We start from the raw sequence: 16,795 nt of genomic DNA, 5'->3' as shown, positions 1-16,795 counted from the left end.
AGGATCTCCGGCGTCGTCGTCGTCGCATCCAGACGATCAAAGCGCACACTCGCTGCCTTCAGCCACCGCCACCCATCCCCCGACGGGGTAAGCTGCGCCACGAGTGTGGATGGATCGGTCATGGAACCAATGCGCTTTTTGATTGAGGGATGCGCGTTGCCGAGGCGCTCGAGGTCCTCGAGGCCAAGTGCGTTCAGCACGGCGACGACGTGACTGGGGTTCGGCCCTTGCGACGTTAGCACCGACTCGATAAGGCCTGATCGGAGATGGTAGACGGCCTGAAGGAAGACGGCGTCCTGTTCGCGTTCGATCAAGATATCCAGTACATCGACGAAGCGTTCAAGGTGCGTCGGTGCGTCGTCAAGAATGCGAGCCAGCTCCTCTGCGTCTTCGCCCTGGGACGCTATCCGGTATGAACTGGCCAGATACAGGAGCAACTCGGCCATGAGACCCCTGCCCCGGTCGAGATTGCGCGGACGTAGCTTCTTGAGAAACTTCGCCGGCTCCCTGATCACAGCGGCGACATCACACTCGGCACCCCGTCGTAGGGTGAACACCAGCTCCATGTCTTCACGACCGATCGCGTGACCGTAGAAATGCCCGAGGTAGTCGGGATAATCCTCGTCCAAATAGCCCGCATCAAGGAAATACGCAATCAACGGGTGCGCGGCGAGGTCAGTGGCATAATCGTGTTGATACCCGTCCTGGAGTGCGTTCGATAGCGATAGCTTGTGGTTATCGCGCAGCGCGATGCGCCTTGAAGCGATCCTTGATTCAACCTCGGGAACAACTGTCTCGATCGCCGCGAAGCGCGCGTCATAATCCATCTCGGTGAGCACATCCGAAAGGCGGAAGGTGCCGCCCGTGCCTGAGCGGCCCGCGGCAAAATACACCGTCGACTTCCCGGCGGCCAAGGCAGAAAAGGTCTCATCGTCGCGAAATTCAGTTAAGCCGTACCAGACTCCGTCCTTATTCAGCTGCGTCGCATCCGACGCCCCGGCATGGCTTTGAGCCTGCAGCCAGACCATCCCACGCAATTCGGATACCGTTCGCGCAACGTCGGTCCGTTTGCGCTCGACCAGCTGCTCAAGCTCCGCAATCTCGGCGCGAATGCCATCGGCGCGGCCGTTGCGCCACGTCGGATACCCTGTGATCAGCTGATATAGGAAGCCGGTGCGCTTCGACAGCTGCCAGTACTGAACCGAGTGCAGGTTCTTGATTGTGATGATCGCGAACAGCTTGTCCAGGTCCAGGGGAAGGTCCTTGGTCAGGACACGGGCGAAGACGTCGAGTTCGTTGACGATGTTCTTCACCAGACGCATGTCATCAACGCGATACGAAACCGTCTCGACGAGCTGGTCGTTGATTCGCTCCGCAAACGTCTCGCCGTCGAGGCTGCGAGATGCCAGGCCTTCGATCATCTTGGCGTGCGAGTTTTCCTTGTTGATGACCGGAACGACCGGCAGAACCACATCGAAGAACTTGGTTTTCTCATTGCCGGCGAACAGCTCATCGTTGAGCGCGTAGACGAAGCGAACCCGCCGCTTGATTTGTGGTGACTCGTTGATGATTGCGTTGATCTCGCGTAGTCGCACGAAGACGTCCTGGATGCCGAACCGATCGAGGTCCTCGATGACGACTACATCGATGCGACTGTTCTGGAAACAATAGATGATCTCGTCGACATTCTTATGCAGCACCGAACTGTGCTGCATGCTCTCGATCGTGCCGCCCTTGATCGACCAACCATCAATGTTTAACAGCGACAGGGAGCGGACCACTTTATAAATCAGCCCTGCCGCCACGGCGCAGGCGGCGACGAAGGCCCAAGAGGCGGGAATCCACAACAACGCAGTGGTAAGCCAATCGACCGCTAGGGTGCGGGGTGGGAACGCCGCGATGAGATAAAGGCGTGCCGCTGCGATGAGCGCCACACACAGGACCATCGTGACCCACACCGCTTGCTTGCGGGCGGGTTGCATGATGCGCTTGAGCCGGGTTCTGGGGAGCTTTGTCGCCGGCACCGCATACAGCAACTGCTGAACGATCGTTTCCTCGATCCGCTCAATCAGCTTCGCGATTTTTTTTTCATCGCTTTTGGGCCTCTCAGGTGGCCCGGCAATGGGGGCGCGATCGTCGCCGTCCTCGGCCGTTTTTGTGAAGACGCCCTCACTGCGAAAGGTCGCGAGGGAGACCGAAGCGTACTTGAACCCCGGATGGTGCTCCTTGAACGTGCGGATCACACTGCTCTTGCCGGCACCATAGCCGCCAGTGATCGCGATGTTGCGCACGTGCGGATCGGCCATGGCCAGGGCGAGTTCACGCTCGTACCCCTCTGACTCGTTCCCATCAAGAAGGGTGGGCGTCAGCGTGTCGAGGCCCTTGCCAGCGGGAAGGCGCCGGCGAAGCGCCGCGACGGCGGCCAGCGGATGCAGACGTGCCTCTCTCAGCCGATACCGCAGCGGATAAAGTCGCGCACTCATGAGGTCGCCGACTCACGGGCGCTGAAAGCTGGCAGGCATGGGCATGGCGGCACACGCGCCGCTCCTTGGCAAAGTCGCACATCCATATCATTCCCCTGGCACGGCACGTGACGGCCGCTACAGCAGTTTATCCGTTGTCCGCGGCCAGGAGAATCGCCGGTCAGACTGAGGAAACGTTGGCTGGCGGCAGCTCGGGACCCTGATCAAGTCGGGCCCACTCGCGGGCACTTGCCGCTCGCCGTACCGGGTTTGTGCGTATTTCGATTAACGCTAAGTTGCTAAATCCTCTTCGGGCTCCCCCTGCCTGCCCGAGCACGTCGTGTCGCTGACCTCCGGCGAGCGCTTGCCCGACCGCGCCCCACCTCGCTTTGCGGGCATCGTTGGCATGTCTTTGGTTCGGACCTGGCGGCTGGCGAGGATGTGCGGCGCGTCGCGTCACTTTGTCGCGCGATGTTGCGTCGCAGCATCCGGAGGCGCACGCTTCAGGTAGTGAGGGGTGACCCATGACCGGCGGGGGGCATGGCGACGCACCGCTCCAACCGAGGACGCTTTGAACCACACCACACCCACCGCAGCCCCTGACGCCTGCTCTCGACCGCCCATGGCCTTGCTACCATGCCCTTCCCTGCGACAGGAGGGCCGTTGTGGTGACTAACCCCGCTCCCTACCCTTCTTACAGCGCGTGGCTGGCTCGCATCACTGCCGGTGTCACGCTGGTATTCGGCCTGGCCGTCACCGTCGGCGGTGTGTGGCTCGTCAGCCTCGGCGGTTCGCTTTACTACGCCATCGTTGGCCCCCTCCTTTTGGCCACGGGCGTCCTGATGTGGCGCCGTAGTCGGCACGCCTACAGCCTGTTTGCCCTCGTCCTCTTGGGCACGCTGGCGTGGGCTATCAGCGAGGTCGGCTTCAATTTCTGGAAGCTCGCGCCGCGTCTGGACATGCTGGTACTGCTTGGCATCTGGATGCTGCTGCCTTTCGCGTTGCGCCGGCTGAGCATTCGCCGGAATGCCGCGTGGAAGCCGCTGGCGGGCGTCGTAGGCTTGTCGGCGTTGGTTCTGCTTGTTTCGATGTTCATCCATCACGACGAAATCCAGGGAAACCTTCAAGGTCTGCCTTTCGATGGCGTCGCCCAAGCGGACACGAAGGATGTGCCCGATAGCGACTGGTATGCATACGGCCGCACGTCGTACGGGGACCATTCGTCACCCCTGAAGCAGATCAACAAGGAGAATGTCGGCAAGCTCAAGGTCGCCTGGACCTTCCGTACCGGTGACATGCCCGGGAAGGACGATCCGGTCGAATCCACCTTCGAAGTGACGCCATTGAAGGTTGGCCACACGGTATACCTTTGCAGCGCGCATCAGCGGGTGTACGCGCTGGATGCGGCCACGGGTCAGTTGAAGTGGAAGTTCGATCCTAAAGTGAGGGATGACGCGACCTGGCAGCATCTCACTTGCCGTGGCGTCTCATACCACGAGACCCCCGACATGGCGCGCACGATCGATGGTGCGGAGCCGCCGGCCGAGTGCCGCAAGCGCCTGATTCTCCCGACCAACGATGCTCGCCTCATCGCGCTCGATGCCGACACCGGCGAGCGCTGCGCGTCGTTTGGCAGGAATGGCGAGATCGATCTCAACGACGGCATGACCGTGAAGACCCACGGCTTCTTTGAAGGCACCTCACCGCCCGTCTTGACAAAGCAGATGGTGATCATGGCCGGGTCGGTTACCGACAACTACTCCACGGTCGAACCATCTGGCGTCATCCGCGGCTTTGACGTGTACACCGGGAAACTGGTGTGGGCATGGGATTCGGGCGCGAAGGATGAAAACGCGCTGCCGTCGGCGACGCATCACTACACGCCGAACTCGCCGAATGCCTGGACGGTGATGTCGGCCGACGAAAAGCTTGGCATGGTGTACGTGCCGGTCGGCATGTCCACGCCGGATATCTGGGGCGGCAATCGCACGCCGACGATGGAGCGCTACACCAGTTCGCTGGTGGCACTCGATATCTCGACGGGCAAGCGCATCTGGTCGTACCAGACCGTGCACCACGATCTGTGGGACATGGACCTACCGTCGCAGCCGAGCCTCGTGGATCTGAAGACGCCGCAGGGTGTGATTCCCGCGATCTATGCGCCGGCGAAAACGGGCAATATCTTCGTGCTCGACCGCCGCACGGGCAAGCTCGTCGTGCCCGCGCCGGAAACGCCGGTGCCGCAGGGTGCTGCCAAGGGTGACTGGACTTCCGCCACGCAGCCGTACTCGCAGCTCACGTTCCAGCCGACGCAGAAACTGACCGATGCGGACATGTGGGGTGCCACAATGTTCGATCAGCTCGCGTGCCGCGTCATGTTCAAGAAGATGCGTTACGACGGCCCGTTCACGCCGCCGAATCTGCAGGGCACGCTGGTGTACCCGGGTAACGTGGGCATGTTCGAGTGGGGCGGTATCGCGGTGGACCCGGATCGCCAGATCGCCATCGCCAATCCCATGGCCATGCCGTTCGTTTCGCAGCTGAAGGAGCGTGGCCCGGATAACCCGGCCGCCCCGAACGCGCAGCATCCGCCGGGTAGCGAAGTCGGCGTGCAGCCGATGTACGGCACGCCGTATGGCGTGGACCTGCACGTGTTCCTCTCGCCGATGGGCCTGCCGTGCCCGGCACCGCCGTGGGGTTACATCGCAGGCATCGATCTGCGCACGAACAAGATCCTGTGGAAGCACAAGGTGGGTACCACGCGCGACTCCACGCCGTTGCCGCTGTCGTTCGAACTGGGCATGCCCATGCTTGGCGGCACCATGGTGACCGGCGGTGGCGTGGCCTTCCTTACCGCGACGATGGATAACTACATCCGTGCGTTCGACGTCACCACCGGCAAGCTACTATGGCAGGATCGTCTGCCTGCGGGTGGCCAGTCCACGCCGATGACATACTCTGAAAATGGGCGGCAGTACATCGTGACCGCCGCAGGCGGCCACGGGAGTTTCGGCACCAAACTGGGTGATTACGTGATCGCTTATAGGCTGCCCGAGTAATAGCCTTTGAGCCAGGGGCGGCAGCGCTTAGCGGGGCCGCCCCTTGGTGACCCCACTCCGTGGGGGCTTCTCCTACTTGGGGTCTCGGCTCTGTGCCGTCTTGGGTCAGGACCGCGGTTCGCCCGAAAAGAGCTGTGGCAAGTCTTCGTGAAGCCGGGCCGTGAGCGGATGCGCGGGGAATCGCCTTACCGCTTCACTCCAGATGGCGAGCCCTTCGCTGAAGTCCTTGCGGTTCCAGAGCAGCCCGCCGAGATTGAACCAAGCGAGCTCGCACTCCTCATCCAGCCGAATCGCTTCCCTATAGGCCGCGGCGGCCTCGTCGAGGCGACTCAGTCGCTCGAGCACATGGCCGAGCTGATTGAAGGATGTCGCATCGGGCTGTAGGCCATCGGCTTGGGCTTGCAGTAATGGGAGGGCTTCTTCAAATCGGCCCAGGAATGTGAGTGTCGTCCCGAGGCAATAGCCGAAGTGGCCTCCCTCCAGCTCATAGGCGTGGCGAAAGCAAAGTTCGGCCTCCGACCAGTCCTCGTTCTCTTGCGCCCAGTGACCCATGCGGTCCCACAATAACGCGGCTGCTTCGCCATGGACAAGGGCGATTCCCTGGTCGAACTGCGCGCGGAAACCTGCGTAGTCGGTGCCGATATCGCCGCTCGTCGCACGAACAAACAGCTTGGCCAGAAGCAACTCTCGGGTTCCGTCGGAATCGCCGGGGAAGGCGCCAAGGAATCGTCGCCAGATAAGAGTCGCGAACCGCGCATTTTCCGTGTTCTTTCTACCAAAGCGTGCCACCTGGCGCGCACAGGCGTGCCAAATCCAATCAGCACGTCCGGCATCACCAATCAGTGCATTGATGTCGCGAAAGGCCGCCCGGCCGTCGTCGATATTGAATAGCGCATTGATGCGCCACCCAGGAACGGCGAGGTACCGGTCGGGATCACCCTTGTCAAAAACAATGTCGTCGTAATGCTCGAGCGCTTCGGAAAAGTGACCGCGCCGATGTTCCATTTGCCCGAGCGCGAAATGTGCCTCAGCAAGCCCTGGGTACACGTCGAGTGCCTGCCGGTACCGCGAGGCCGCCGCGGCCTCATCACCAAGGTGCCCCTCACTCGTCCCGAGGTTTTTTAGGCAGCGACCCAGGAGCTCGCGATCATCAGTCGAATCGAGCACATCGAGCGCCGACAGGTACCAGTGCTTCGCTATGTCATGCTCGCCAAGCGCCAGGTGCCCATTAGCAAGGCAGTAGCGAAGGTTGCCGAGGTCTTGGTGCGCGCGCTCATGCGCTTGACTAAGAAAGGCGATCGCACGACGCACCCTTTCCCTGTCGGGGCGCCCCCCCGTCGTCACGAGGTTTATCTCGGCAAGGTGCACGTGCATCATTGCCTGACTATCTGCGCCTAGCACCGCTTCAAATCGATCCGCGGCGACGCTGATAGCCTGATCCATTCCCTCCGTAAACATCGTGGTTAGGAGCTCTGACGCGTCCGCCGGATCCGGCGGGACGTGGATGTCGGCACGACGGCGGAGCAGCGCTGGCATGGCCGATGGGCCCGAGGACATGTACCCATAACGCCATTCCCTCATCGCCACGCCGTCGGCGAGGGAAAGTGCCGCCAGGGCTTTCAATCGCTCCGGGGTGATCTCGTCCTTGAATTTCACCGTGAGGGTTTCTTGATCGGTCCACTCGCCCCCTGCTCGCTCGTACTGTCGCACAACACTATAGGCAGAGCGCATCAAGAGGCGTTTCGTGGGGCGGTGGTAGCAGACGTAGATGGCGTACGGTTGATGCAGTAAATAGTTGAGGTTCGCTTGCGCAACAACGATGCTGACCGAGCCATCCTTGTTGGCATCCTGGTCGGTGCCTTTTAGCTGCACATGGACCCGAACGTTGGTCGTATTGCCATCCGGCGCTACTTCGATCTGGTAGTCGGTACCATAATCGTCCCGGCCACCACTTTGCGAAAAAAAGTCACTGCCTTCCAACGCTTGTGCGAAGGCAAGTTCGGCCGCTGCGCAGAGAATATGGCTCGGGTGACGCTTGGGCAATCTGTCGCGTGGGGTCATGGCACGGGCCGTGGTCCGGTGATGGCCGCATCGTATCAGCCTGCTGCGCGCACCAGCCATGCCAGAGGGTTTCGCTCTGGCGGGCTCGGCGACTGGCCCCAACGGCGTTACTCGGGATGACCACCGGCACTGAGCGCAAGGTGCTGCTTGGCGACGCCTGCGGGAGCAGCGCATCCAAGGAATCCGCGAGGTTCGATCTGTCCAACGCGTCGCCCTAGCGAACGGTCCTTGTTCCGCCCTGCCCCGAAGTCAGGTGTGAGACAACCCGTACACACAGATCATCCCGCCGCTCCCCATCAACCCGTTTCGTGGCACCGATGGGGACAATCGCGACAGGGCGCCCTGACCTTGCGGCCGTGCTCTTGGTTGTTCGAGAAGGAGGCAAGCCAATGAAGACCATGCCGTCCGGCTGGTAGAGCAAGGCGCGCTGTCCAGCCGATGTATCGCGCCCTTCTGGGTCTTGCGGGATCAGGAGCATCAGCGACTGCCGGCGAATTAAATTTCTAGCCAGGCAGTCGATCAGCGCTGCAACGGCGGGGGTTTTCACGGTGCTAACGAACACCGCTATTAAGCCCGACGCCCCCGATTGCAGGATGCCCGGAAGCGCTGTTGGCTCGTAGCCCAGCGTCTCCGCCGCCGCGCGGACTCGCTCGCGCGAGGCATCCGAGACACCCTTGGCCGACGCGTAAACCCGCGACACGGTCGATTGCGACACTCCAGCCAACTTGGCTACATCCGTCGACGAGGGGCGCGCCACCACGGCGGCGTGCCGCCGTGTGCGCGGGTTACTGGGAGACGTCGACACGTTGCTGGTACCTCCCATCGGCAATCTGCAGTCGTTTCGATTCGGCACCGTGCACTACGCATAAGGGTGCAGGATGCGTATCGGCATCCTGCACCCGGCCTCGAGCGGGGCCTTCCGCTGGGCTCACATCTGAATGGCTGTATCCGCCGCGGGCGGCGGCGGTGCCGTCCGCTGCCAAGCGGAGCCGTACCGGGTGTACGGCGGCGGCACCGGAATTTTCCAGAACCTGCAAAGCCAGTTCCTGGCGTTGTTTTCTTTGGTGGTCCCGTCGACCTTCCTGCGCCAGAAGGATTCCCCGCAGTCCAAGGCTTACGATGAGCCAAACGACAAAACCGGCAGCTAAGTCGCCGGAAGGGGCAGCAGGTGCAGCAGCGTCAGCCGTGGGCGCCGAACACCGCGGCGCGATCCAACGCTTCCTCGAGCATCGACCGGTCGAACGGCTTGCACAGCCGGATTGCGCTAGCAGGTGCCTCGTCGGCTGGCTCGCCCGGATCGGAGAGCAGGATCACGACGGCCATCCCCTGATTGGCCGCGCGCGCGTCGGCAAGGTACGCGCCCGACCGGTCCTCACCCGGCGCAGGCACGGCGGCAACCAGGAAATCCACCCGGGCTTCGTCGAGTATGCGCGCCGCCGCACCGATGTGCGTGGTGGCGGAAAGGCAACGAAAGCCGCGCAAGCTCAGGACGTCAACGATCGTCCCGGCTAGGCAGGCGCTCGGCTCGATCACGACCGCAAGCGGTAGTTTCGACACCCCCATGGCAGCCTCCCCGGAAGAACGGGCTACTACTGTACGCCATTGCGTTCGGGCGGAACACGTAATTGACTGGGGCCTTGCCGTTGCCGTGATGGCCTGTTTCGGTGCGGCCTCGTTATACCTAGTAAGGCCCCTGCTCTTTTTGAGGCCGGACGAGCCGCCTCCGCTAGCTCAGGTTGCCGCCACGCCCAGACGGCTCAAGCGCTGGGGCTCGAAGCGTCGGACGATGGGAGAGGTGGCGCCGCTACCAATATGCTCTGAGAGGCGATCGAGGGCTATATCCGAGCCTGGGCGCGCCGGTGCTCACCGAGCTAAGCTCATTCATGACAGAACTAAGAGTCACTTGCGGGCGTCCGTTATTAAGCAAAGCGCTGACATGCGGAAAGTCATCTGTGAGTGAGGGGGCGGGCGGCACCTACACCGGCTTCCCTTCAAGCACGATCTCAAAAATCTTCGCGGCGAGTCGGTCAGGCGAAAATGGCTTCGGTAAGCGGTAGTTCCTCTCGCCAGGAGCGCTCTGGGCTTGATCGCCAGGCGCGCCAGTCGAAATGAGAATGGCCGGAGTTTCTGGGAATCTGTAGCGCAGATGACGCATGACGGTAGTGCCGTCAATGTCGGGCATGTGGTGGTCACACACGATGATATGGGGCGCCTCGCCGGCGCTCTGCGCGTACTGCAGCGCAGAGCGCCCATCCTTAGCAGCCATCACGTTGCACCCATAGTCCTCGAGCGCTGCCACTAGAATATCTCTGTGTGTCTCATCATCGTCGATCAGCAGGACGCGGATGTCATCACCATCTGGTTTCGGTCCGCGCTGGTCGCAGACTTGCCCGCGTCGGAGCGACATAGTCACCGTCGTCCCCTTGCCAGGCTCGCTTTCAATGGTCATCCTGCCGCCGCTGCGCTCAACGAGGCCGAGTACTACGCTCAGGCCCAGGCCCGTGCCGATGCCCGCGGGCTTAGTTGTGAAAAATGGCTCGAAGACCCGCTGTCGCGTCTCCTCGGACATTCCTTCGCCGGTGTCTTCGATCGCGACCGATATCCAATCATCGTTTTCTCTGGTCACGATAATCGAGCAGGTCCCCCCGTGCGGCATAGCATCGCGCGAATTTGCCGTGAGGTTCAGTAGAGCTAGCTCGAACTGCTCGCGATTGAAGACAACGCCTTCGGCGACAGAAGGAAGATTCATCGAGAGCCGTACGTTGTCTGGAACCAGCTGTCGTAACATGGGCTCTATCTCGTTCAGAGCTTCCGAGACATCGAAGACGCGTGACGGGGCTGGATCAATCCGGCTGAAATCGAGCAGCTTTCTGCTGACGCTAGCCCCTCGACGCGCTGCGACTTCGACGCCTTCGAGTGCCTCACAGAGGGCTATTTCACGCGGCGTCTTGGGTGTCTCCGTGCCTGGGCGCCGCCGCTCCCGGGCGAATCCAAGTATGATACCGAGGATGTTGTTAAAGTCGTGGGCTGTGCCGCCCGCAAGTTGGCCGATGGCCCGCATTTTCTCGAGATGAATGATTTGCTGCTGCGATTTCTCGCGTTCGATGATTTCAAGAGCTAACCTGTCGCCGCGTTCCTCCGCTTTGGCCAAACTATCGCGTATTGCCTTCACCGTTTGGTCGAGGAGTGCCGCAATGACAAAGAGGTTCAACGCCACGCTGGCAATCATATATTCATCGAACCCGGACTCCCCTACGCGGTGGAACCGCGCGATGCTGTCCGCCAGTTGACCAATCGTGTAATTAGCGACGAGCACCACATATACGATCCATAAGGCGCGCCGTCCGAGCATCAATGCTGCGACAATCAGAGACAGGTGCGCATAGTTAACGCCCATCATGCTGCCGAACGCCATGTAGTTTATGGTCATCAGGCCGAGAAGGGATGCCAGGAAGAACTGCACCGATTGACGAAACGGGCGGCGCCTGATCATCACGAAGCACGCCATGCACGCTAGACCCATCAAGGCGTCAGTCGCAAAGTCGATATACATGCCGACGCGCGGCCAAGGCAGAACGGCGCCCCATGCCTTCGCCATATAGACGCGCTGGACGTCGGCTTGAACGTATCGAGTCGGATCATGGCCGAAGATCGATACGAAAAAGTAGATCAGGAACAACTGGAAGAAGACTCCGTTGCGCTGGTCGATGCGATCAACGTTCGGCGTATGTTCAAGCCATGTAAGAGCCCTGTGGTAGGTTTGCCTAATGGCTTGCATGCGCTAGTCCCCTGGTTGGATGCATGGGTCGGGAGCGTGTAACGTATCCCTCTCCGGACAGACGCAATAGGCTGTCGTTGTCCATCGCTGATTCCATGCGATTCCGCGAAAGCTGGATCTAGTTACAGATCCAGACGTATCCTTCGCCATGCACAGGTTTGATGGGTAATGGATGCCCAGTTACCGACTTCACCTTGCGCCGGAGGCGGTGAAGAAGGTTGTCCAGGCGGTGCAGATCGAAGCTAGATGCATCATCGGTGAGCGCCTGCACCAAAATTTCACGTGCGACGACCTCGTGCGGTCGGTCAAGCAGGCAGGCGACAAACTTCCGCTCGGACTTCGTCAGGAGGATCGCGGTGCCACCTGGATCGATGAGCCGCCAGCCCTTGGAGTCCAACGACCAGCCTGCACTCTTCACATTCGTGAAGATCATTGCGGAGGGCGCGCGCCGTGCCACGCTTTGCACGGTGGCCACGAGCACTTCTATCTCTACGGGCTTCGTTAGGTACGCGTCCGCGCCCTCATTTAGGCCGCGCACGCGATTGGTCGTGTCACTCCGCCCGGTGAGCATCACCACGCCCAGCGCCGGCCGCAGGATTCGGAGCCGCTGCGTGACCGCGAAGCCGTCCTCATCAGGCAGGCCGACGTCTAACACAACGATGTCGAAGTCGCGCTCTTCCAGCCGGTGGTACAGCTCAGCCGCAGTCGTGAACGGTTCAACCGCCATGCCGTAGTCGGCAAGCTGCGGCCTAAGGATGCGGTCACGGAGGATGAGGTCGTCCCCGAGGAGCGCGATCGCAAGACTTCGGTTCCCAGTCACGACGACCCCATAAACTGACTAGTCCATTAACGGATCGTAGCGGTCTACCCGCGACGTGACCGCCCCGCCGTGGAGCCTAATATAGGCGCGAACCCTTGAAAAGTCTCAGTTCGCGCGCGTGATCGTACTCGGCCGCATGTCGAAATGAGAGAATTTGGGGAGACTTGGCGACTTCCTGAGCGTGCCTCCTAGACACCCTCTGCTTACGATCCGCGGCTCAACAGCGCGCACAGGGGCGCGCCCGCGCTTGCAGGTATCTAGGAAAGACGAAATGTCCCCTTCATCATCGATCGCTGCTCAACTCTCGCCACCCAAAACCAACTTAAAGTGCGTGTCCCTGGAAAGCGTCAGCACGATGAAGGCCGACGAAGCCGACTTGTACATATTCATCGTGCCCGGCGCGTGCGCCCTGCAACGCGAAGTCGCTGGTCAGTGGATCGACGTACGTACGATGTACCGTGGCGGAATGGTGGTTACCAGCCTCACTGGGCCCTTCCGAGTTCGCGGGACACGTCTTGGGGAAGGGGCGGCGTTGATCATTACCGAGTCGCGCGCCCAGGAGTTGTTCGAAGTCCTCCTCGAGCGCGTGGAAGCGATGCCAGTGCTTCAATTCGAAGCGGACGCGGTCATCGAACGGCTCGTCAACGTGCTCACGGTTGCCGGGGAGGTGTCGGCGCCGTGTGTAAGGGCACCCATAGTGGAAGCAATAACTCAGCGGCTTTCGGTGATTTCGCGCAATCAGGAACCGCAGCGGGAAACCCGGCAGTCCCCCCTGCCGGCGTGGCGTCTGCGCCGCGTCACTGACCTAGTGAACGACCGTTTGGATACTGGAATCTCACTGGCTGATATGGCGAACGCGGCCGGCCTTTCCCCCATGCATTTCGCAGCCCGGTTCAAGTTAGCGACAGGCATGCGCCCTCATCAATATCTTCTCGCCAAGAGGATCGAGTGCGCCAAGAGCCTCTTGGCGGAGACAAACGTTACGATCATGGATGTTGCCATCGCCGTGGGCTTCCAGACGCAGGCGCATTTTTCCACCGTGTTCAAGCAGCACGAGAAAACGACCCCCCGGCAGTGGCGCGAGTTTCATGCGCCGCGCGCGCACGCGGCACGGCGTATTTTGCACCGGACAGGGGCGTCCGCCCGTCCACGGAACGCCATTGATCTACAACTGGCCGGCTAATCGGCCGATCGCCGACCCTTCCGCGTCAGTGCGGCCGATGCTCAAAGCGGGGGAGCGCCTTCAGCTTTTGGGCGCAAGCGCGGACCGCGTAAAGCACGGAGGATGCGTCGGCCCTGAGGATGGAACCTGCGATGAGGGTATACGCATTCTCGCCGCCCACTCTAATGGCCACGACGGTGCCGTGGCTTGCCTCGAAGGACGCGCTAGCGACCAACCCCATGTCACCCTCCGTCGCCAGCGCATCGCAGACTGATAGCACCGCGAACGCGGCGATAGCGACGGCGTCGGGATCGACGGGCCGCATCGCGCGATGCGCGACCACTTTCCCTTCCTGCGTGGTCACCGCCATCAGAAATATTTCCGATAGGTGGGGAAGCTCGTCATCCAGAATCGAGACAGCGGCGTCGTGGATAGATCTTGCATTTAAGTACATCGTCGATCGTCGCGTTAAAGGTCCGGCGCTCATTATTCACACGGGGCGATCTACATTCTTGTCAGATCACACGCCCGCATGATGAACGTGCGAATCCGGAAGTAGCCTTGCGATCAGGTAAATCCGGGGAAATCGCCGCCGCGACAATAGCCGCATTGCTGACTCACCTTGCGAGGCCCCCCGTGTCATCCATGCCGCACGGCTCCGCTGTTGTTCCGCGCGAATGCACCTTCGATCCGACCGATTGGCGAATCCTGGCTGCGCACTGGTATCCCATCGCCCGTGTCCAAGACATCGGCGAGAAACCTATTTCCGCGCGCCTCTTGGATGTAGCCCTCGTGCTCTACCGCAACCGCGCAGGGCTGCACGTGGCTCGCGACCTGTGCCCACACCGGGGCGCACCACTCTCCCACGGATGGGTGGAGGGCGATGAAATTGTGTGTCCCTACCATGGGCTGCACTTTGGGACGGACGGGCGTTGCACCCGCATCCCGGCGCATCCCGAGCAGATTCCCTCTTCTCGGTTCTCAGTCAGCATCTATCCCGCGGTGGAGCGGTATGGCCTTCTATGGACCACGCTCACGCCCGACACGGCTAACGAGATCCCTCCGTTCGACATGTGGGGTACGGACGGTTTCCGCCAGGTTCTTCCGCCACCGGTTGACATCGCGGGATCGAGCGGCCGACAAGTTGAAGGTTTCGTCGACGTCGCGCATTTCGCGTGGGTCCACCACGACACCTTCGCGCGCCGTGACCAGCCAGTCGTTCAGGAGTACTCGGCGACTACCGACGAAAAGGGCTGCGTCCACGCCGAGTACCTGAGCCCCGTGGCGAACTACCCCCATGGTTCCGGCCGGTCTGCGCCGGAAGGTTACCTATGGCTTCGGCAGTTCGATATCTATCCGCCCTTCACCGCGCGACTCATCGTGCATTTCCCAAATGGCGGCCAACTGCACATCTTGAACGCCGCGTGCCCACTGTCGGCGCGCCGTACGCGCTTGTTCGTGCCGATCGCCCAGAACTTCGACTTTGACGTTTCCGACGAACAGATTCACGCTTTTAATGCCAGGATTTTTGCGGAGGACCGAGCCATCATCGAGGCGCAGATGCCCGAGGACCTTCCTCTGGACCCAAGCGAAGAAGCACCCTTCCCAGCGGATCGATCATCCGCAGCGTATCGCCGCTCGCTTGCGAAAATGGGGCTAAGCTTCAGATACGCGAGGTGAGGGCCCTTCGAATGCCGCTTGCGGAAGCCTCGCATCCACTTTGCGTACACTGCGTAATGATTTCTTCGATTGAATCCGAGCGATGCATCGACCGCAGAATGATGCCGTCGGTGCAGCGCCAGTTCTCGGGCTTGACCAGGCTGCGGCTGGCATTAAGTAGTACGGCACGCCGTAATCGACCGGCGCCGCCGGATCGTTCATGACTGCGTGAAGCATGAATCTGACCACGGCGTCACGCTCGGCTTCGCCTCGCGTTGGTCGATCCGACCGTTTCTCGCGTGCTCATTCAGGAGCCACCGTTGGAACCGTTGCATCCGAGAATTATGTTACGACGATATGATTAGCCAATGCTTTCGCGCTCTCACGGCGCGCGGGTAGCGCGCACCACGCGCAAGCGCCTATCGCTAATAATAGATGCGAGAGCATGAGGGAAGGCGCCGCCATCGAAGCAAGCGGTTCGATGTGCTGGGGATAATTTGACGAGCGACGCGGCGCGCACAATCCTATGTCGCCGCTGATGCCGCCATCTCTGCAGCCTGCCGAGATGACTTTCTAGAGGCCAAGGCCGCTTTCCCGCGTGGTGATTCATGTCCTATCGGCGCTATTCGACTGGCGGCTTGACGCCGGTGTACGAAGTCTTCGTCGCATCGCGAATACGTAATTAGATCATCCAGCCTGCATCAGGGACACCGGTTCGATACCCATCGAGGGGTTTGGAGCTGACGCTCCGGCGTGAGCGGTGATCCAAGTCCAAGGTGTTGGTGATTGCTAATCTGAAGAACGCTGCGGAGCCGTGAACGGAAGTTAAATGGTGTCCTACCACGCTGCATGCAGATGAGCTGGGGAGTGTATCGCCCGAGCCGGTGTGAACCTGCTTCGCAGTCTGCGGCAAGCAGACGACTGCACGCTCGCAAAGAGCTGAGCCGCTATGGACACGAAGAGATTCAATGCGAGAACGTGCGAATCCGTAACTTCGGACGAACCTGCGTTCGATAAAGAAAAGGTGTCGTACTGGATTTCGCGACGATGGCTCCCTCGCTTTCTTCCCCTGGAGTTATCGCTGATGACTACGCACGATTCCCGCAACCTGTCTGGCCGAGCTTTGCTCGACCAGATGACACGCCGGCCGGTGTCCCGCGCCGTCGGCGCGTGCCTTATCGCCGTTGGCATCGCCGGGTGCCTTGTGACGCCCGCGGCGTCGGCGCAATCGGTGCCCCAACCGAACACTTCACCTTGGATCGTCAATCAAGCAGGCTCCCCGGGAGCGGACCAGAGCGGAGCCCAAGGTGGTTCGACGTCTGGCATCGATGTCGACACCGACACGCTCATTTATCCGAGCATCTACCTGTCCAGCGTTGGGGGTAGCGGCGGCACAGGACAAGACTCCGATAGCAAAACCGGACCAGGCGGTCGGGGGGGCAACAGTGGCGTGGTTTCTCTCAACATGCCCGAAGCCGACGTTAGCAGCACTAATGTCGCCACGGCTGACAATCCCAATGCCGCAGTATGGCTGCGGAGCGTGGGCGGTACGGGAGGCGCGGCCGGAAAAATGCTCTCCAGTTTTGGCTACCCGGGCATGCCGGGCGCCGGCGGCGATTCAGGGGGTGTCTCGTTCACGCAAAACTGGAACGTCTTCAGTACCTCGGGTTGGAACGGAAACCAGGCCGGTACGACCGCGGTCCTTCTGCAGTCGATTGGCGGCGATGCGGGCCAGCCCTTGTTGAGCGACGGCGCCGACGGGTCCGGAAAGGTCACCGGACCTGACGGGAACAC

10 protein-coding genes and 2 pseudogenes are annotated in these 16,795 nt (G+C 61.2%); 5 read left to right on the top strand and 7 right to left on the bottom strand.

Translation table 11 applies throughout. The features are described from left to right. The coding region (locus ACTHLF_RS21395) for a YobI family P-loop NTPase (protein ID WP_440330281.1) at positions 1 to 2,483 on the bottom strand (2,483 nt) is incomplete at its 3' end. Between the two features lie 647 nt (positions 2,484 to 3,130). Between ACTHLF_RS21395 and ACTHLF_RS21390 the strand changes: the two genes are divergently transcribed. Next, entirely contained in the window at positions 3,131 to 5,521 is a 2,391-nt protein-coding gene (locus ACTHLF_RS21390; protein WP_440330279.1) for a glucose/quinate/shikimate family membrane-bound PQQ-dependent dehydrogenase, read from the top strand. A gap of 105 nt (positions 5,522 to 5,626) precedes the next feature. Here ACTHLF_RS21390 and ACTHLF_RS21385 read toward each other — a convergent pair whose 3' ends face one another. Both ACTHLF_RS21385 and ACTHLF_RS21380 read right to left on the bottom strand, forming a co-directional pair. Continuing rightward, positions 5,627 to 7,582: a tetratricopeptide repeat protein gene (locus tag ACTHLF_RS21385; protein WP_440330277.1), complete on the bottom strand. Its 1,956-nt coding sequence runs from the start codon at positions 7,580 to 7,582 to the stop codon at positions 5,627 to 5,629. Positions 7,583 to 7,796: 214 nt separating this feature from the next. Continuing rightward, on the bottom strand, positions 7,797 to 8,405 hold the full coding sequence (locus ACTHLF_RS21380) for a LacI family DNA-binding transcriptional regulator (protein ID WP_440330275.1): 609 nt from the start codon (positions 8,403 to 8,405) through the stop codon (positions 7,797 to 7,799). 202 nt (positions 8,406 to 8,607) lie between these two features. Between ACTHLF_RS21380 and ACTHLF_RS21375 the strand changes: the two are divergent. Beyond that, positions 8,608 to 8,730, top strand: a pseudogene (locus tag ACTHLF_RS21375) (DUF6766 family protein); the annotation flags it as partial. Between the two features lie 31 nt (positions 8,731 to 8,761). On the opposite strand, the gene ACTHLF_RS21370 reads toward ACTHLF_RS21375, so the two are convergent. From ACTHLF_RS21370 to ACTHLF_RS21360, 3 genes are all read right to left on the bottom strand, one after another. Next, positions 8,762 to 9,145, bottom strand: coding sequence for a hypothetical protein (locus ACTHLF_RS21370; RefSeq protein ID WP_440330273.1), 384 nt, complete (start codon positions 9,143 to 9,145; stop codon positions 8,762 to 8,764). 412 nt (positions 9,146 to 9,557) lie between these two features. Continuing rightward, a complete protein-coding gene (locus ACTHLF_RS21365) occupies positions 9,558 to 11,360 on the bottom strand; it encodes a hybrid sensor histidine kinase/response regulator (protein ID WP_440330271.1) in 1,803 nt (600 codons plus the stop codon). A 118-nt stretch (positions 11,361 to 11,478) separates the two neighbouring features. After that, complete coding sequence (locus ACTHLF_RS21360) at positions 11,479 to 12,180, bottom strand: response regulator transcription factor (protein ID WP_440330270.1); 702 nt, start codon at positions 12,178 to 12,180, stop codon at positions 11,479 to 11,481. A gap of 355 nt (positions 12,181 to 12,535) precedes the next feature. Here ACTHLF_RS21360 and ACTHLF_RS21355 point away from each other — a divergent pair, with 355 nt between their 5' ends. Further along, positions 12,536 to 13,363, top strand: a complete 828-nt coding sequence (locus ACTHLF_RS21355) for a helix-turn-helix domain-containing protein (protein WP_440330268.1) — start codon at positions 12,536 to 12,538, stop codon at positions 13,361 to 13,363. Between the two features lie 25 nt (positions 13,364 to 13,388). On the opposite strand, the gene ACTHLF_RS21350 is transcribed toward ACTHLF_RS21355, so the two are convergent. Next, the gene (locus ACTHLF_RS21350; protein ID WP_440330266.1) at positions 13,389 to 13,712 is read right to left on the bottom strand and encodes a hypothetical protein; all 324 of its coding nucleotides are present in this window, start codon (positions 13,710 to 13,712) and stop codon (positions 13,389 to 13,391) included. A gap of 275 nt (positions 13,713 to 13,987) precedes the next feature. Between ACTHLF_RS21350 and ACTHLF_RS21345 the strand changes: the two genes are divergently transcribed. Together ACTHLF_RS21345 and ACTHLF_RS21340 are read left to right on the top strand one after the other, a co-directional pair. Then, positions 13,988 to 15,022, top strand: coding sequence for a Rieske 2Fe-2S domain-containing protein (locus ACTHLF_RS21345; protein WP_440330264.1), 1,035 nt, complete (start codon positions 13,988 to 13,990; stop codon positions 15,020 to 15,022). Positions 15,023 to 16,085: 1,063 nt separating this feature from the next. After that, positions 16,086 to 16,795: pseudogene (locus ACTHLF_RS21340) on the top strand (hypothetical protein); the annotation flags it as partial.

The sequence above is a fragment of the Luteibacter sp. genome, from assembly GCF_051958795.1.
Taxonomy (GTDB): domain Bacteria; phylum Pseudomonadota; class Gammaproteobacteria; order Xanthomonadales; family Rhodanobacteraceae; genus Luteibacter.
Note: the sequence above shows the minus strand (reverse complement) of the source record. Positions and strands in the feature narration are given on the sequence as shown.

Bases quoted from the DNA above. Each gene is read 5' to 3' on its own strand.
- ACTHLF_RS21370 (WP_440330273.1), bottom strand. From the start codon at position 9,145: ATGGGGGTGTCGAAACTACCGCTTGCGGTCGTGATCGAGCCGAGCGCC.
- ACTHLF_RS21380 (WP_440330275.1), bottom strand. From the start codon at position 8,405: ATGGGAGGTACCAGCAACGTGTCGACGTCTCCCAGTAACCCGCGCACA.
- ACTHLF_RS21365 (WP_440330271.1), bottom strand. From the start codon at position 11,360: ATGCAAGCCATTAGGCAAACCTACCACAGGGCTCTTACATGGCTTGAA.
- ACTHLF_RS21350 (WP_440330266.1), bottom strand. From the start codon at position 13,712: ATGGCGGTGACCACGCAGGAAGGGAAAGTGGTCGCGCATCGCGCGATG.
- ACTHLF_RS21355 (WP_440330268.1), top strand. From the start codon at position 12,536: ATGAAGGCCGACGAAGCCGACTTGTACATATTCATCGTGCCCGGCGCG.
- ACTHLF_RS21345 (WP_440330264.1), top strand. From the start codon at position 13,988: ATGCCGCACGGCTCCGCTGTTGTTCCGCGCGAATGCACCTTCGATCCG.
- ACTHLF_RS21385 (WP_440330277.1), bottom strand. From the start codon at position 7,582: ATGACCCCACGCGACAGATTGCCCAAGCGTCACCCGAGCCATATTCTC.